Genomic DNA, 17,379 nt, shown 5'->3' on the forward strand with positions numbered 1-17,379 from the left:
TCTTCAAATAGTGTTTTTAGTCGTTTTTTGTTTAATGAAAAGTGATTAAATTAGTTTAATTAATAAGCCCCAAATCTATTAATAAAATGAAATATTTTTTCAGGTTACATAGTTATGTAACTAATCAACATTTACTAAAAAAAGTATTAATTGCCGTCTTTATATTCTTTAACCTTAATTTATTTTCTCAACAATTAGCATTTCCCTCAGCTCAAGGATTTGGAAAATACGCAATTGGAGGTAGAGGAGGAAAGGTTATTAAAGTTACCAATTTGAATGATAGTGGTTTCGGAAGCCTTAGGGCAGCTCTTGAATCCTCAGGAGCCAGAACTATTGTTTTTGAAGTTGGAGGAATAATTACACTTAAGCAAAATATATATATTAAAAGTGGTAATCTTACAATTGCGGGACAGACAGCTCCTGGTGACGGAATTTTAATAAAAGGAGGAATGATTCAAATAGAAGCTTCAGATATAGTTATACGTTTTTTAAGATTTAGACCGGGTGCAGGCGCCCCGGACGGAATTGATGCTCTTAGTTTAACTGCTTGGAGTGGTAAAAAAGTAGAAAAAGTTATTATTGATCATTGTTCTATTAGTTGGGGAATTGATGAAAATTTTAATATGCGAGGTGTAAACGGTGGAGTTATCCAAAGTGTAACTCTTCAAAATTCAATAATATCAGAATGCGGTTACGGTGCTTTAGGTTTCTCTGGAACATCAGACGTTACATTTTATAATAATTTATTTGCTCATAATGGGGAAAGAAATGTTAGAAGTAATTATCCTGAAAGCGGAAAGTTTGATTTTGAACTTATAAATAATTTAATTTATGGTTTTCGCTATGCTACTGTTCCAAGTTTAGGATCTAAATTCACAGTTATTAATAACATATATAAAGCTTCTAATCAAGTTTCTATTTCTTCTGGAGCAATAGTTGAAGGTACTTCTGCTGGTCAAGGAAATGTGTCTGATACTTATGCTTATATAAAAGGGAATATTATTAATTCAGGTTTAAAAGAATACAATTCAGCATTAACTCCATATATAAAGGGGAATTATTATAAAACTTCAGGAATAAATCCATCAACAGCTACTACATTAGAATCAAAATTATTAGATAATGTAGGAAGTAGTTATCCAAATAGAGATGAAGTAGACAAAAGAATAGTTGATCAATACAAATCAGGGACAGGTACTTTGTTGAAGTCTGGTACTTTTCCCAATATAAAGGGAGGAACTCCTTTAAAAGATACGGATAATGATGGGATGCCTGATAGCTGGGAAATAGAAATGGGATTAGATATTAATGATCCTACCGATAGAAATATTGTTAATAGTGATGGTTATACAAACTTAGAATGGTATTTAAACGGTATTAATTCGGACAATTCCCCTCAACCATCTCTAGAAGTCAACGCTGGAGAAGATCAAACTATCTGCGAAGAGGAATCTGTGATATTAAAAGCAACTGGGGCTTCGACTTACGAGTGGAGTACTGGTGAAAAAACACAAAGTATTACAGTTAAGCCTACTAAAACTACAACTTATACGGTTACAGGAAAAGATGCTTCAGGAAATACAGATACAGATGAAGTTAAAGTTACAGTAAATGAAATACCAACTGTTAGTGCTGGTGATGATGTTACGACCTGTGAAGATCAAGCAGTAGAACTAACCGCAACAGGTTCAGGTACTTTTAAATGGAGTACAGGAGAAACCTCGAAAACCATTACGGTTCAACCCGATAAAACAACTACGTACACAGTTACCGCATCCAACGGAACATGTTCAAGTTCCGATGATGTCAAGGTAACTGTGTCACCCAGGCAAACGGTTAACGCCGGGAGCGATAAAACAATAGGTTTAGGTGAAAGCACTACGCTGTCAGTAACTGGTACAGGTTCTATAAAATGGAGTACTGGAGAAACTACGCGCGAGATTACAGTTTCACCCACTCGTACAACTAATTATACGGTAACAGTTACCCAAAATGGATGTGAATCCCAGGATCAGGTTCGTGTAATAGTTCAAGCTATTTCAATTGAAGCTGATGCTGGAGACGATCAAACAATTTGTGAAGGTGAAACAGTAACCTTAACGGCAAACGGCGGATCATCTTATACTTGGAGTACAGGCGAAACATCAAAAAGCATCACGGTTAGTCCAAAATCTACAACGACCTATTCAGTAGAAGTAAAAGAAGGATCAGCTACAGCCACAGCAGAAGTTACAGTAAATGTAAACGCTCTACCAACAGCCAATGCAGGCGCGAATCAAACTATCGAGCAAGGCGAAAGTGTAACCCTTAGTGCAACTGGCGGAAGCCGATACAAGTGGAATACTGGAGCAACAACTCAAAACATCACAGTTAGTCCGAACACGACAACAACCTATACGGTAGAAGTATTTAATGCGAACGACTGTTCCGATACAGATCAGGTAAGAGTCACGGTAAACGCTACAAAACTGGAAGCTGATGCTGGAGACGATCAAACCATTTGTGAAGGTGAAACAGTAACCTTAACTGCAAGTGGCGGATCATCATTCATCTGGAATACAGGAGAGACTTCAAAAAGCATCACGGTTAGTCCAAAATCTACAACGACCTATTCAGTAGAAGTAAAAGAAGGCTCAGCTACCGCCACAGCAGAAGTAACGGTAAATGTAAACGCTTTACCAACAGCCAATGCAGGTGCGAATCAAACTATCGAGCAAGGCGAAAGTGTAACCCTTAGTGCAACTGGTGGAAGCAGATACAAGTGGAATACCGGAGCAACAACTCAAAACATCACAGTTAGTCCGAATACGACAACGACCTATACGGTTGAAGTGTTTAATGCTAATGATTGTTCGGATACAGATCAGGTAAGAGTTACGGTAAACGCTACAAAACTAGAAGCCGATGCTGGAGACGATCAAACAATTTGTGAAGGCGAAACCGTAACCTTAACAGCAAGCGGCGGATCATCATTCATCTGGAATACAGGAGAGACTTCAAAAAGCATCACAGTAAGTCCAAAGTCTACAACCACTTATTCAGTAGAAGTAAAAGAAGGATCAGCTACAGCCACAGCAGAAGTAACGGTAAATGTAAACGCTTTACCAACAGCCAATGCAGGTGCGAATCAAACTATCGAGCAAGGCGAAAGTGTAACCCTTAGTGCAACTGGTGGAAGCAGATACAAGTGGAATACCGGAGCAACAACTCAAAATATAACTGTTAGTCCGAACACGACAACCACCTATACGGTAGAAGTATTTAATGCGAACGACTGTTCCGATACAGATCAGGTAAGAGTTACGGTAAACGCTACAAAATTAGAAGCCGATGCTGGAGACGATCAAACAATTTGTGAAGGCGAAACCGTAACCTTAACAGCAAGCGGCGGATCATCATTCATCTGGAACACAGGAGAGACTTCAAAAAGCATCACAGTAAGTCCAAAGTCTACAACCACTTATTCAGTAGAAGTAAAAGAAGGATCAGCTACAGCCACAGCAGAAGTAACGGTAAATGTAAACGCTTTACCAACAGCCAATGCAGGTGCGAATCAAACTATCGAGCAAGGGGAAAGTGTAACCCTTAGTGCAACTGGCGGAAGCCGTTACAAGTGGAATACCGGAGCAACGACTCAAAACATCACAGTAAGTCCGAACACGACAACAACCTATACGGTTGAGGTGTTTAATGAGAACGACTGTTCGGACACGGATCAGGTTCGTGTAATAGTTCAAGCTATTTCTATTGAAGCCGATGCTGGAGACGATCAAACAATTTGTGAAGGTGAAACCGTAACCTTAACTGCAAGCGGCGGATCATCTTTCATCTGGAATACAGGTGAAACGTCAAAAAGCATCACGGTTAGTCCAAAATCTACAACCACTTATTCAGTAGAAGTAAAAGAAGGCTCAGCCACAGCCACAGCAGAAGTAACGGTAAATGTAAATGCTTTACCAACAGCCAATGCAGGTGCGAATCAAACAATCGAGCAAGGCGAAAGTGTAACCCTTAGTGCAACTGGTGGAAGCCGATACAAGTGGAATACCGGAGCAACGACTCAAAACATCACAGTAAGTCCGAACACGACAACAACCTATACGGTTGAGGTGTTTAATGAGAACGACTGTTCGGACACGGATCAGGTTCGTGTAATAGTTCAAGCTATTTCTATTGAAGCCGATGCTGGAGACGATCAAACAATTTGTGAAGGTGAAACCGTAACCTTAACTGCAAGCGGCGGATCATCTTTCATCTGGAATACAGGTGAAACGTCAAAAAGCATCACGGTTAGTCCAAAATCTACAACCACTTATTCAGTAGAAGTAAAAGAAGGCTCAGTTACCGCCACAGCAGAAGTAACGATAAATGTAAACGCTTTACCAACAGCCAATGCAGGCGCGAATCAAACTATCGAGCAAGGCGAAAGTGTTACCCTTAGTGCTACTGGCGGAAGCCGTTACAAGTGGAATACCGGAGCAACAACTCAAAACATCACAGTTAGCCCGAACACAACAACAACCTATACGGTTGAGGTGTTTAATGCGAACGACTGTTCCGATACCGATCAGGTAAGAGTTACGGTAAACGCTACAAAACTAGAAGCTGATGCTGGAGACGATCAAACCATTTGTGAAGGCGAAACAGTAACCTTAACTGCAAGTGGTGGATCAGCATACATCTGGAATACAGGAGAGACTTCAAAGAGTATAACGGTAAGTCCAAAATCTACAACCACATATTCAGTAGAAGTAAAAGAAGGCTCAGCCACAGCCACAGCAGAAGTAACGGTAAACGTAAACGCTTTACCAACAGCCAATGCAGGCGCGAATCAAACTATCGAGCAAGGCGAAAGTGTTACCCTTAGTGCTACTGGCGGAAGCCGTTACAAGTGGAATACCGGAGCAACAACTCAAAACATCACAGTTAGTCCGAACACGACAACAACCTATACGGTTGAGGTGTTTAATGCTAATGATTGTTCGGATACGGATCAGGTAAGAGTTACGGTAAACGCAACAAAACTAGAAGCTGATGCTGGAGACGATCAAACGATATGTGAAGGGGAAACCGTAACTTTAACTGCAAGCGGCGGATCATCATTCATCTGGAATACAGGTGAAACGTCAAAAAGCATCACGGTTAGTCCAAAATCTACAACGACCTATTCAGTAGAAGTAAAAGAAGGCTCAGCCACAGCTACAGCAGAAGTAACGATAAATGTAAACGCTTTACCAACAGCCAATGCAGGCGCGAATCAAACTATCGAGCAAGGCGAAAGTGTAACCCTTAGTGCAACTGGTGGAAGCCGATACAAGTGGAATACCGGAGCAACAACTCAAAATATAACTGTTAGTCCGAACACGACAACCACCTATACGGTTGAGGTGTTTAATGCGAACGACTGTTCCGATACCGATCAGGTAAGAGTTACGGTAAACGCTACAAAACTGGAAGCTGATGCTGGAGACGATCAAACCATTTGTGAAGGCGAAACAGTAACCTTAACTGCAAGCGGCGGATCATCTTTCATCTGGAATACAGGCGAAACATCAAAGAGCATCACGGTAAGTCCAAAATCTACAACGACCTATTCAGTAGAAGTAAAAGAAGGGTCAGCGACAGCCACAGCAGAAGTAACGGTAAATGTAAATGCTTTACCAACAGCCAATGCAGGTGCGAATCAAACTATCGAGCAAGGCGAAAGTGTAACCCTTAGTGCAACTGGTGGAAGCCGATACAAGTGGAATACCGGAGCAACGACTCAAAACATCACAGTTAGTCCGAACACGACAACAACCTATACGGTAGAAGTGTTTAATGCGAACGACTGTTCAGATACCGATCAGGTAAGAGTTACGGTAAACGCTACAAAACTAGAAGCTGATGCTGGAGACGATCAAACAATTTGTGAAGGCGAAACCGTAACCTTAACCGCAAGTGGCGGATCATCATTCATCTGGAATACAGGCGAAACGTCAAAGAGTATTACGGTTAGTCCAAAATCTACAACGACTTATTCTGTTGAGGTGGCAAATGCAACGTCAAGAGCTACTGCAGAGGTGACAGTTAACGTTTATGCCATGCCAATTGCAGATGCCGGTTCAGACCAAACTATTTTAGAAGGGGAAAGTGTTATTTTAACAGCTTCAGGAGGTGCTTCTTATCTATGGAATACGGGGCAAACTACACAAAGTATTGAGGTTAGTCCAAGTCAAACGACCTTATTTAGTGTAGAGGTATCTAATGAAGGAGGTTGTGCTAGTTCAGACGATGTTGTTGTAACTGTTGAATCTCTTAAAGATGAAGGCGAGAGTTTAATACCAGAAAAACTTGACTTTGAATTTAGTGTGTATCCAAATCCAACTTCAGATATTTTAAATATAAAAATTGCTGGATTGGAGCATTCATCACCAGTTCAAATTTATGATATGTCTGGAAAAGTATTGTATAACGAGGTGATAGAATCTGATGGAAGTTTAATGAAAAAAACGATAGACTTATCATCTTATCCAAAAGGATTCTATATGTTAACCTTATATAGATATGGTAGACCAATTTCCAAAAAAATAGTCTTGAAATAAAAGAACGATTATTATAAATGTAAAAAACCGTCTAAATCTATTATGATATTAGACGGTTTTTTTATGAATCATTTTAATTCTTAATCCTTAAATGGTGCCTTGTAATTTGGGCTATCCTATGTCATTTTACTTTGAAGGCTTTCTTCTTAAAAATAGAATTATTATCGTAAATAGGAGACAAAATGGAATAACAAACATAACCATTGTAAGTCCTCCTGCAAGGGCGCCTTCAGAAAAAAGTAAGCTTAATAAGCTAAAAGCTAAAACTATAGGGTATAGCCAAACCAACCAAACATACTTCATATTAAACTGCTTAGAAAAATAAAGAATTATAGCTGGTGCCAGAAGTGGAATTTGTACGAGTACAGCGTTTAGAAGTTCTGTTTCGAGAGATTCGTTAAAATCGAATCCTTTACTTATTCGGAAAGCATTATAAATTTGATAAGCAAAAAATAGTAAGGATATAATTCCTCCTATAATTCCTGCGTTTTTTACTTGTTTCATGAGTGGTTAGTTTAAAGATGTTTATTCAAATATAGCTAAAATTCGATTAGATTAAGAAATCGAACTTTTAAGTCTAGTTCGTTATAATCCGTCTACATTAGAAATTAAGAGTATAATTGAAATAATTATAAAAAACAAAAGCGACTTTGAATTAACAAAGCCGCTTTCTAAATAACAAGACCAAAATTGAAAACTGACAAACTATTTCGGCTTGTATTAGTGCAACACATACTGATATTGAAGTACGCACATATATTTTCTATCTGTTTGTTTGTGGGTGATATTCGAGAATATTGGACGGTTTTGTACATCTAAGCTCAACTTAGAATGATGTCCTTTTAAATACCAATTGATGCCTAAATTACCAATAATCATTTCAGATTTTAAGGCGTCAAAATTACTGGTCTGCATAACCATATAAGGCTCTAGTTGTCCCCAATCTTCATGTTTTCCCATTTTATTAAAGAGGACTCCAAAATGGCTATATAAACTTTGTCCAGTTCCTAAAACAGGATAAGAGTTTCCTGTACCATTTAAAATGTTTGCACTGTTGTCGAAACTGTAAGCCGGATTGTTTACACCAATATTTCTTAAATAATTTGGCCCAAGATCATAATTAAAATAGCCAAGGTAGGCATTAGTTCCTGCAACCCATTTAGACTTTATTGGGTAGTCGAAATACACATCTGCTGCCCATAATTTCATGTCATGGTAATTTGTAATATTATTATCAACCGAGTATAAAGCATCATGTTGGTATTTTGCACCAAGCCCCACAGAAAGTAATTTTTTTTGTCCCAAATAGGTTCCCGTAAAATTTGGTCCACGATTATTTTCTCTTTCTAAAAAATCATATTTAATATAAGAGGTGTATTGTATATTATTAAATTCATCTGTAAATTGAGACGTTCCGTCTTCAGGTTCCGGTGGATTGGCTCCTGTATACGAAAATTTAAAGGGCTTGATAAATACCGCTCTATAACTAAATCTGTCAATATCACCATAAAAGACTAAACTTAAATCTCTAGTAATATCGTCGGTGTAATTTAGGGTGGGTTGTGCAACTAAAGGTAAATCTGTTTGCATCATAGTCGATGTAGATGGTGCCGTAAATCGCGACAATCCATCGTAGGTCGATTTTCCAAATGCCATAGCAAAAGATTCAGAAATATCGTAAGTGCCATACAAGTCTAGAATTTTAATGTATGGAAACGTTTTACCTTTAGCATTAAAGTTGTTTTCTCCAATATTAAAATGCAATTTTACTTTGTTACCAAAATAATACGTACTTGTTAGGCGTAATCGTCTTATGGCTAGTCCAACATCGTTATTCTTGTATTCGCCAGCTTGGTTTTGGCTTCCTGGATTCCACTCGGTATATTGCGCCCAAGGTTGAATAAATCCGCCTATTTTCATTTTAATATCTGGGTTATTAAATAGTGTATAGGTAAACCGCTGTTTTTTGGAATTTACTGTAGTGGAATCTTTTGTTTGACTAAAAGTTAAAAAAGGAAAAAGTAAAAAAGAAAGTGTAAATGTAGCCGTCCAATTTAAGCGATTATGCTTTTCTGTTCTGGTAATCGCATTAATATAATTTGATTTTTTATAGCACATCTGTTAATAATTCAGTAGAAATCAATTGGTTTATAGGGTTTCTATTGTTTCACTTTTTAAGACTGCAAATTTAATTTAAGAGAGTAAGCTATGCAATGACTATTGTCATGTTTAATTGTTGTTTTATTCGTAACTTTAATGCACGTATAAGAACCTTTTAAAAATATTTAGAATACATGAAAAAGTTATTTAAAATTCTAGTACCGTTCGATTTTTCAGATACTGCAATGAATGCACTTAATTATGCAAAACAATTTGTTAAGCTAGATGGGAATTCTGAAATCATTTTACTTCATGTAGTTGAAGAAAATAGCGACCATGCCGAGGATCGACTAGAAGCTGTAAAGGCTAATGTAGAAAAGCAAAGTTTAAGTAAAGTTAAGGCTTTGGTTGTTAATGGTGAATTACAATCAACAATATTAAAAGTTGAAGAAGACGAAAAGGCTGATATTATTTTTATGGGAACGAGTTTAGTAAATCATGAAAAATTAAACACCAATACGTCAACATTTGTACTATTAGCCGACTGTCCTGTGATTGTTATTCCAATAGATTACGATAATTTTCAGATAAAAAAAATAGCCTTGGTTATAGGAGAAGATTTAATTCATAATAGTAAACTCCTTGATACTTTACTGGAAGTTGCACGACGTTTCGATGCGAAAGTAGATGTACTTACCGTTAAAAACAAAGATGGGGAGTATGGATATACTAATGAAGATGAAAAGAATGAAAACACGATATCGTATTACTTAGAAAATTTTTATTCTCAGCATGTGTTTATTGATGGTCCAGATATACCTGAAGGTATTTTTAAATATGCTAAAGAAAAGGAAATAGACCTGATAAGTATTTTACCTAGAAATCATGCCGAAGGACCAATTACCTCGGAAGGTGCTTTAACCAAAGCATTATCTCAAGTGTCTAAAATACCTTTGTTAGTAATAGATTAAATTTTTAAATTAAAATATGTTTCTGAAAGACCGTCTGTTTTAGACGGTCTTTTTGTTTTATGGATGAATTATCTAGTTGTTGAAGTTTCTTTGAATTTTTTAAAGCAGAAATGTTAAAATAAGGAGATATGGTTTGTCAAAGGATGAAATGTGTATCACTCAAATATTTATTAAGCATATCCGATTTACATGGTTAAAATAGTTTCAGATTGTATCATATAATAGTAAATTTGTGGCAAATTGTAATAAAGGTAGACTTTAAGAACGGCTACTTTAATAATAATATAAATTAAAATAGAATGAGCAAGGTATTACATGCAGATAAAACTTCGGTAGAGAATTCAGATTTAGAGACTTATTTTCAGTCTTTTAAAGATGGTGTAATCGGAGATAATTATACGTTTACAAGTATTTTTGGAGAACAGCAGTTGTTGTATGCCGATTGGATTGCTAGTGGTCGCTTATATGAGCCGATAGAAAAAATTATGCAAGAGCAAATCGGTCCTATGGTGGCGAATACCCATTCTTTTTCTAGCGAAACTGGTAAGGCTTCAACATATGCCTATAAATATGCACGTTCTATAATAAAAAGTCACGTTAATGCTAATGATAACGATGTGTTAGTGACTGCCAATACTGGAATGACAGGGGTGTTGTCGCATTTACAACGTGTAATGGGCTTGCGTTTTCCCGATGCTAAACAAAAGAAGGCATTGCTTGCAGAGAACGACCGTCCGGTAGTTTTTATCTCACACATGGAACATCATTCTAATCATGTGCCTTGGCATGAAACTATTGCAGATGTTGTTATTTTAAAGTGTAACGATCAAAAACTTATCTGTCCTAAATCGCTAGAAGAAACTTTAGAATTATATAAAAATAGAACCACTAAAATAGGTTCGTTTACAGCGTGTTCTAACGTTACAGGAATTATTACTCCGTATCACGATTTAGCTAAAATAATGCATAAACATGGCGGATATTGTTTTATCGATTTTGCTGCGTCTGCACCATATGTTGAAATTGATATGCATCCAAAAGATGAAGATGCTCGTTTAGATGCAGTTTTCTTTTCTCCTCATAAGTTTTTAGGAGGACCAGGAACCTGCGGAGTTTTAGTTTTTAATAAAGAATTATACAAAGCGAATTGTCCAGATGTTCCGGGAGGTGGAAATGTGCAATGGACAAATCCATGGGGAGACTATGCTTATTTTAAAGATATAGAAGTACGCGAAGATGGAGGAACACCAGGGTTTTTACAAGTTATGCGAACAGCCTTGGCAATGCGCTTAAAAAATAAAATGAATACACAAAAAATAGCCGATCGTGAAGAAGAACTGTTGTCTATGTGTTTCGATAAATTAAAGGAAATTCCTAATTTATTTGTTTTAGGCTCTACAGAGGTTAAACGAATTGGTTGTGTGTCTTTCGGAATTAAAAATGTACATTATAATTTAATAGTGCGATTATTGAATGATCGCTTCGGAATTCAAGTACGTGGAGGTTGGTCTTGTGCAAGTACCTACGGACATTATTTATTCGATTTTGATGATAAAAAATCATTAGAAATGGTTGAAGATCTTAATTCTAAAAATTTAACCAATAAACCAGGTTGGGTACGTTTATCGCTGCATCCAATAACCTCAAATAAAGATTTAAGTTTTATTTGCGATGCTATTAAACAGGTAGCAGAACATCATGAAGCTTGGAGCAAAGATTATGTTTATAATAAGGCGAATAATGAATTTGAAGACGCTAGTAAAGATTCAGATATCATAGAAAAAGTTAAAGATTGGTTTGTAATTTAAACCGAATTTTATTTTCAGCTACGTTATAAAGTGAGTTATTTATAGATTACTAGGCTTTAAAAGCATAAAAAAACCTTCAATTTAAAATTTAATTTTAGTTGAAGTTTTTTTTATATACAATTCAATCAGTTCATTTAAATTTGCAAACAAATTAATTTTTATGAAGTTTAAAATAGATCGCTTTGTACTAGCGATTATTGCAACAATAACATTTGCATATTTCTTTCCACAGTGGGGAATAGAGGGTAGTGGTTTTCCTATTTCAATAGTAAGTTCTATTGGTTTTTTCTTGATTTTCTTTTTTTACGGATTAAAATTAAGTCCGCAACAAATTAAATCAGGACTGTATAACTGGAAACTTCATATTCTAGTACAATGCTCTACCTTTCTATTATTTCCGTTATTGGTGTTATTATTTTACCCCTTTGTACATACCGAAGAACAACAAAATTTTTGGATGGCTTTTTTGTTTATGGCAGCACTTCCGTCTACGGTATCTTCATCGGTCGTGATGGTCTCTGTTGCTCGCGGAAATGTACCGGCGGCTATCTTTAACGCCAGTATTTCGGGTATTATAGGTATACTTATTACTCCGCTTTGGGTGGGGTTATTTATGGAGCAAACAGGAGCAGAATTCGATTATTCTTCCATCTATCTCAACCTAATATTGGGTATAATTTTACCCGTTGTTTTGGGTGTTTCCCTTCAGAAATTTGGTCACGAATTGGCCTTAAAATACAGCAAGCAGCTTAGTACATTCGACAAGTCTGTAATTTTGCTTGTAATTTATAAGAGTTTTTCAGAATCGTTTTATAACAATGTCTTTAGTTCGGTTAGTATATTAGATTTAACTTTAGTATTTGGTCTTGTTATTGCGCTTCTTTTTACAGTATATACTATTATTGGGTTTATAGCAACTAGGTTTAAGTTTAATACCGAGGATAGGATTACTGCGCAGTTTTGTGGGACAAAAAAATCGTTAGTCCACGGAACGATATTTTATAAAATATTATTTAAGAATACTTCTGCGTCAAGTCTTATTTTGCTGCCTCTTATGATTTTTCACGCTGTTCAAATCTTTATTATTAGTATTATCGCTTCTAAATTGGCAAAACGAGAGGTTTAATTTTTAGTAAAATTATTTTCAATAATTGACTTGTTTTGTTGCTGAACTCTTGAACTTTTTGCATCTTTAGGTAATTATAGAATGGATATAATCTAAAAATAAAATTTCATGTACACGTTTCAAGAACAATTAGAAAGCATCAGAGATGGCAAAGGATTTATTGCAGCTCTAGATCAGAGTGGAGGAAGTACGCCAAAGGCACTTTTGGGCTATGGTATTGATGAAAATCAATATAAGGATGAAACAGAAATGTATCAGTTAATTCACGATATGCGTACTCGAGTAATTACCAATGAAAATTTTACAAACGATAAAATTTTAGGGGTTATACTTTTTGAAAAAACCATGAAAGGTTTAATAGGCGAACAACCCGTTCCGTCTTATCTTTTAGACAAGCATATTGTTCCTTTTTTAAAAGTAGATAAAGGACTAGAAGACTTAGAACATGGCGTGAAACTAATGAAACCGATTCCTAATCTTGAAAGTAGATTGTTAGAGGCTAAAAAACTAGGTGTATTTGGTACTAAAATGCGCTCTGTAATTTATGAAAATGATACTACAGGAATCTCAGATATTGTAAAGCAACAATTTGCTTTTGGCTTAGATATTTTGGCCTGCGGATTAATTCCGATTTTAGAGCCAGAAGTAGATATTCATGCTAAAAGTAAAACCGAAATTGAAGCCGTTTTAAAGAAAAACATCTTAAAAGAATTAGATAATTTGCCAAAGGACGCCATGATTATTTTGAAACTCACGTTGCCTACGGTTTCTAATTTTTACCAAGACTTGGTAAATCATTCTAAAGTTGTTCGAGTATTTGCCTTGTCTGGAGGTTACGATATAGAAACAGCCAATACGCTATTAGCCAAAAATAAAGGGGTCATTGCAAGTTTTTCTAGAGCCTTACTAAACGATTTAAAAATACAACAAAGCGAAGAGGAGTTTTCTTCAGCCCTAAATTCAGCAATCAGTAGTATTTACGAAGCATCTATTACTTAATAGACGTTGTTCTATTTTAGAGCAAAATCACCTTACAATTGAACTTGTCTTCGTGAAGAATAGATGAATATCAATTAAGAAATGAAGATTAATTAAATATCAACTTAATTAATCTTCGTTTCTTAAATCTAAGATCGATAAATACCAGGTTTTAATAAGTTCCGGACCATATAAACGCTCTAGTTTTCGTATTATAAAATGGCCTTTAGCCACATCCTGAAAATGATCCATAAAAAGCGTGTTAATAATTCCGCCTCCAACGGCTCCTAGTGCCGGAATCGCTTGTGCCGCAGCTTTTTCTGTAACCAATATATTAAAACGAGAAGCGACGTTTACAATAAAACGTACTAATGCAGGCGCACCTTCTTCAGATATTTTTTTAGTGGCTACAAATTGGGTCGCTTCAGAAATAGAATTGGCCATAGCGGCTCTCACAATAAAATATCCGCTTTCAGCATCATCATCAGATTTACTTTCGCCACCTAAAGCAAAAACTTCCATACAAGCTAACTTGGTGCCATAGTCACTTAAAGATTCGCCTTGAGACCTTGCTATATCGGCAATAGAGCGTAGCATAATAGTAGTAGATAATGGTAATTCTACCGCAAGTCCGGCCAATCCAAAAAATCCCCCAACACCACCAGTTACAGCTACTCCAAATTTATGTAAAAGGTTAGATGGTTTATCTGTAACCAAATCGTCTAAAGACCAAATGGCTGCTTCTGTTGCTTTTGTTAAAGATTTTTCGGTGATTTTACTTATATTTTCTTGCCAATTATCAGGAAGATAATCAATAGCTTTCTCAATGGGCATGCCTATTACATTAGTTATTTTGGCAGCTATACTGGGGTTTTCAAGCAATTCTACTGCCGTAGTTAATTCTTGTATATGTAAATCGCTTAAGGATGTTTCCATAAGTATGTTGTTTGAATTAGAATATTATATCTGAAATTTACAAAAAGTATACTAGAGAAGATTTAAAGTTTTCTTAAGATATTGATTTTTAAATATTAAATATACCTAAAAGGGGGTATTGTTAATTAGGAAATAGTGTTTTAAATTCGACTACTGAATTGTTAATCAAAATGTTTCGTTATGAAAAAAATAATGTTTTTCTGTTTCTTATTGGGTACTATGTGTAGTTATTCGCAAAGTAATACCGATATAAATCCATTCCGTATTGGTGTTAGAGGCGGTGTTCCAACTGGGGTTGGATTGGAGTTTGAATATGCTACACCACTATTGCAAAATAGAATAGCACCATTTATTAGTTATGGAATGTTTCCCTTTGTAGACGATTATGAGTTTAGTTTTTTTGAAGTAGGATCGAACATTTATTTTGGAAGTAAAGGTAAAGGTGGCTATGTAGTGGTTTCTTACGGGGATTTAAATGCTGAAGTGAGTAATTTAAGTGGGGAAACAGATAGCGGAGAACGTTTTGAAAATGGAGAATCTAAAGAACAATTGTCATCCTTTAATCTTAAACTAGGTTGGAAATATGGTAGCACACTTTATTTTAGAATAGAAGGTGGGTATGCATTTGGAAAATTACCACAAACCTTGGAAGTTACAGGAGATGTAAATGGTAATCGCGAAACATTTTATTACACCTATGGGGATGATGTTTTCGATTATATTTCGGGAAATGGATACGCCATGCTCACCTTAGGAATTGGGTATTCGTTTTAAAAAGGTAACACTCCGTAAATCATAAACAGAGTAGGGTTTAAATATTAATTACGATTTTTTCGAACACGTCGAAAGACAAAAGCAGTCCGTTTTATAGGAAAGGGGATAGGAATGTGGTATAAATAATTTGGAAGTAGGCTATTAATCAATCTAAATATATTATTATGAAAACAAGTGTAAGTTTAATTATTTGTATGTGTTTAACTGTTTTTTGTTCCTATGGAAATCATTTAGATGATTTTCCAGGGAGTAAGAAAATAAAGTTGAGTTGTTCAGAGCATGATGCCGAAATTTATGTAAATGGAAAACTGGTGGGTAAAGGTGCGCTAGATATTAAAGTTCCAGACAAAGGCTGCTCTACTGTTGAAGTGAAAAAGGCTGGATTTTTAACAGAAAAAATGGAGTTCTGTAATAAAAAAGATATGCCAAAGCCACCCAACAAATACCAGTTCTCTATGGTAAAGGATGAAGCTTTCGAGGTTACAATGGCTTCAGATTTAGCGAATGAAGATGTGACTATTAAAGCCACAAAAGGCAAAGACGATTCCTGGAAGTTAATAAACCAAATTGTATTGTCTCATTTCGATGTTATAGAGATGAACGATAAAGAAACAGGTTATATAAGAACGGCTTGGGTTGTAGATGCTTTTGCAAAAAGTGCGGTAAGAACGCGATTAATTGTTAAAGAATCGTCTAGCGATCCACTAATATACAAAGTAAAACTCGTTAGCGAGCATACAGACGAACATGTATTGGGAGCTACTAAAGATATACAATTTAGAGAGTGGAATAGGATCTTGAAGAAATATGAAACCTTGGTCACCGAAATACAAGCTCGGGTGAAATAGTTTATAATAAAGGCAATATGAAACGCTTTGTGTTTTTAATGTTGGTTGTATTTGTAAATATAACACATGGTCAGGAAAATTTAGATTTTAAATTATATGAAACTTATAATGAAGGGTCTAATTCGTTTATAAATAATTACAAGGAATTGTACACCTATAATACAAAAGGTCAGCTTATTGAAACCATAGGCTTAAACTGGTATGAAGAACAAGATACGTGGATAAACGATTATAAAGAAGAGTATTTTTATGATGATAAAGGGAATTTAATATCGACTGTATTATATTATGGGGTTTCTTCTACAGAAAAATGGCAGTTATATACTAAGCATGATGTCGTTTTTAATGATCAAAATTTAAGCAGTCAATTTTTGTCTTATGGATGGAAGAATTCTAAATGGAGTCTTACTTATAAAGAAGAGGTAACCTATATTGGAACAAAAATAGACCGGATTTTATCTTATGTTTTAAATGATGGTAAATTAGAGTTAGATATGCGGTTTTCTTTTGAATATGCAGGCAATTTTGTTTTAAATTATATAGGGGAAGCTCTTAACAATGGAAGTTGGGATTTAGATTTTAAAGCACAATTTAAAAGAAATTCTAAAACTAATAAAATTGAAGAAGAAATTTGGGAATCCTGGAATGGTTATGCTTGGGAAAATGACGACACATATATCTATAAAGTAGATGAAAATTTAAATAGGGTAGAAGAATTATTTTCTTATAACGATGTGCCATACGATAAAAAAGAGTTTTCCTTCGATAAAGCAATTTCAATATCTAAGTTTTATACGCCATTTAATAAAAATAAGAATTTCGTAGACTTAACCGTAGAAGATGTGCGATTTTATAATAAAGTATTAACTGAAGTAAATAGTTCTTATGATGAAGAGACCAAATCATGGAGCGTTTCTTCAAGGGGTACCTACCATTATAGTACAGATCCTCCGTTAGGCATAGACGACAACCAGGATTGGAGTGAAGTTGTCATTTATCCAAATCCAATGCTAAATGAAATAAACTTTAAATTAAAAGAAAAATCACCGGCACAGGTTTCAATTTTTGATGTTAATGGAAGACTAATTATTAATGAGAACCTCGATACTATCCAAAACAAATTAAATGTAGATATGTTGCAATCTGGATTATATGTTTGTCAAGTAAAGATGTCTAATAAATTGATTCGTAAACATTTAGTTAAAAAATAGATTGTAGAAGGGAAAATTTTTAATACCTTAGGTTTAATTCCAA

At 35.4% G+C, this 17,379-nt stretch carries 11 protein-coding genes; 8 read left to right on the top strand and 3 right to left on the bottom strand.

Annotated elements, in window-relative coordinates; translation table 11 throughout:
- The first annotated feature begins 86 nt into the window (after nt 1-86).
- On the top strand, nt 87-6,584 hold the full coding sequence (locus A9D35_RS17635) for a T9SS type A sorting domain-containing protein (RefSeq protein ID WP_066225436.1): 6,498 nt from the start codon (nt 87-89) through the stop codon (nt 6,582-6,584).
- A gap of 126 nt (nt 6,585-6,710) precedes the next feature.
- Here A9D35_RS17635 and A9D35_RS17640 read toward each other — a convergent pair whose 3' ends face one another.
- A complete protein-coding gene (locus A9D35_RS17640; protein WP_066225439.1) occupies nt 6,711-7,088 on the bottom strand; it encodes a hypothetical protein in 378 nt (125 codons plus the stop codon).
- A 216-nt stretch (nt 7,089-7,304) separates the two neighbouring features.
- Nucleotides 7,305-8,702 (bottom strand): hypothetical protein, encoded by a 1,398-nt coding sequence (locus A9D35_RS17645; RefSeq protein ID WP_066225441.1) that lies wholly within the window; start codon nt 8,700-8,702, stop codon nt 7,305-7,307.
- Between the two features lie 176 nt (nt 8,703-8,878).
- Between A9D35_RS17645 and A9D35_RS17650 the strand changes: the two genes are divergently transcribed.
- The 4 genes from A9D35_RS17650 to A9D35_RS17665 all read left to right on the top strand — a co-directional run bounded on the left by A9D35_RS17650 (nt 8,879) and on the right by A9D35_RS17665 (nt 13,588).
- Nucleotides 8,879-9,655: a universal stress protein gene (locus A9D35_RS17650; RefSeq protein ID WP_066225445.1), complete on the top strand. Its 777-nt coding sequence runs from the start codon at nt 8,879-8,881 to the stop codon at nt 9,653-9,655.
- 299 nt (nt 9,656-9,954) lie between these two features.
- Complete coding sequence (locus A9D35_RS17655) at nt 9,955-11,463, top strand: aminotransferase class V-fold PLP-dependent enzyme (RefSeq protein ID WP_066225447.1); 1,509 nt, start codon at nt 9,955-9,957, stop codon at nt 11,461-11,463.
- A gap of 160 nt (nt 11,464-11,623) precedes the next feature.
- Nucleotides 11,624-12,589 carry a bile acid:sodium symporter family protein gene (locus tag A9D35_RS17660; RefSeq protein ID WP_066225449.1) on the top strand — a complete coding sequence of 322 codons (966 nt, stop codon included), beginning with the start codon at nt 11,624-11,626 and terminating at the stop codon, nt 12,587-12,589.
- 108 nt (nt 12,590-12,697) lie between these two features.
- Nucleotides 12,698-13,588 carry a fructose bisphosphate aldolase gene (locus A9D35_RS17665; protein ID WP_066225451.1) on the top strand — a complete coding sequence of 297 codons (891 nt, stop codon included), beginning with the start codon at nt 12,698-12,700 and terminating at the stop codon, nt 13,586-13,588.
- A gap of 108 nt (nt 13,589-13,696) precedes the next feature.
- On the opposite strand, the gene A9D35_RS17670 is transcribed toward A9D35_RS17665, so the two are convergent.
- The gene (locus A9D35_RS17670) at nt 13,697-14,503 is read right to left on the bottom strand and encodes an EcsC family protein (RefSeq protein WP_066225454.1); all 807 of its coding nucleotides are present in this window, start codon (nt 14,501-14,503) and stop codon (nt 13,697-13,699) included.
- A gap of 180 nt (nt 14,504-14,683) precedes the next feature.
- Between A9D35_RS17670 and A9D35_RS17675 the strand changes: the two genes are divergently transcribed.
- From A9D35_RS17675 to A9D35_RS17685, 3 genes are all read left to right on the top strand, one after another.
- Complete coding sequence (locus A9D35_RS17675; RefSeq protein ID WP_141675577.1) at nt 14,684-15,277, top strand: hypothetical protein; 594 nt, start codon at nt 14,684-14,686, stop codon at nt 15,275-15,277.
- A gap of 164 nt (nt 15,278-15,441) precedes the next feature.
- Nucleotides 15,442-16,125: a hypothetical protein gene (locus A9D35_RS17680; protein ID WP_066225458.1), complete on the top strand. Its 684-nt coding sequence runs from the start codon at nt 15,442-15,444 to the stop codon at nt 16,123-16,125.
- A 17-nt stretch (nt 16,126-16,142) separates the two neighbouring features.
- Entirely contained in the window at nt 16,143-17,336 is a 1,194-nt protein-coding gene (locus tag A9D35_RS17685) for a T9SS type A sorting domain-containing protein (RefSeq protein ID WP_066225459.1), read from the top strand.
- Nucleotides 17,337-17,379 lie beyond the last annotated feature (43 nt).

Source organism: Formosa haliotis (genome assembly GCF_001685485.1).
GTDB lineage: Bacteria > Bacteroidota > Bacteroidia > Flavobacteriales > Flavobacteriaceae > Formosa > Formosa haliotis.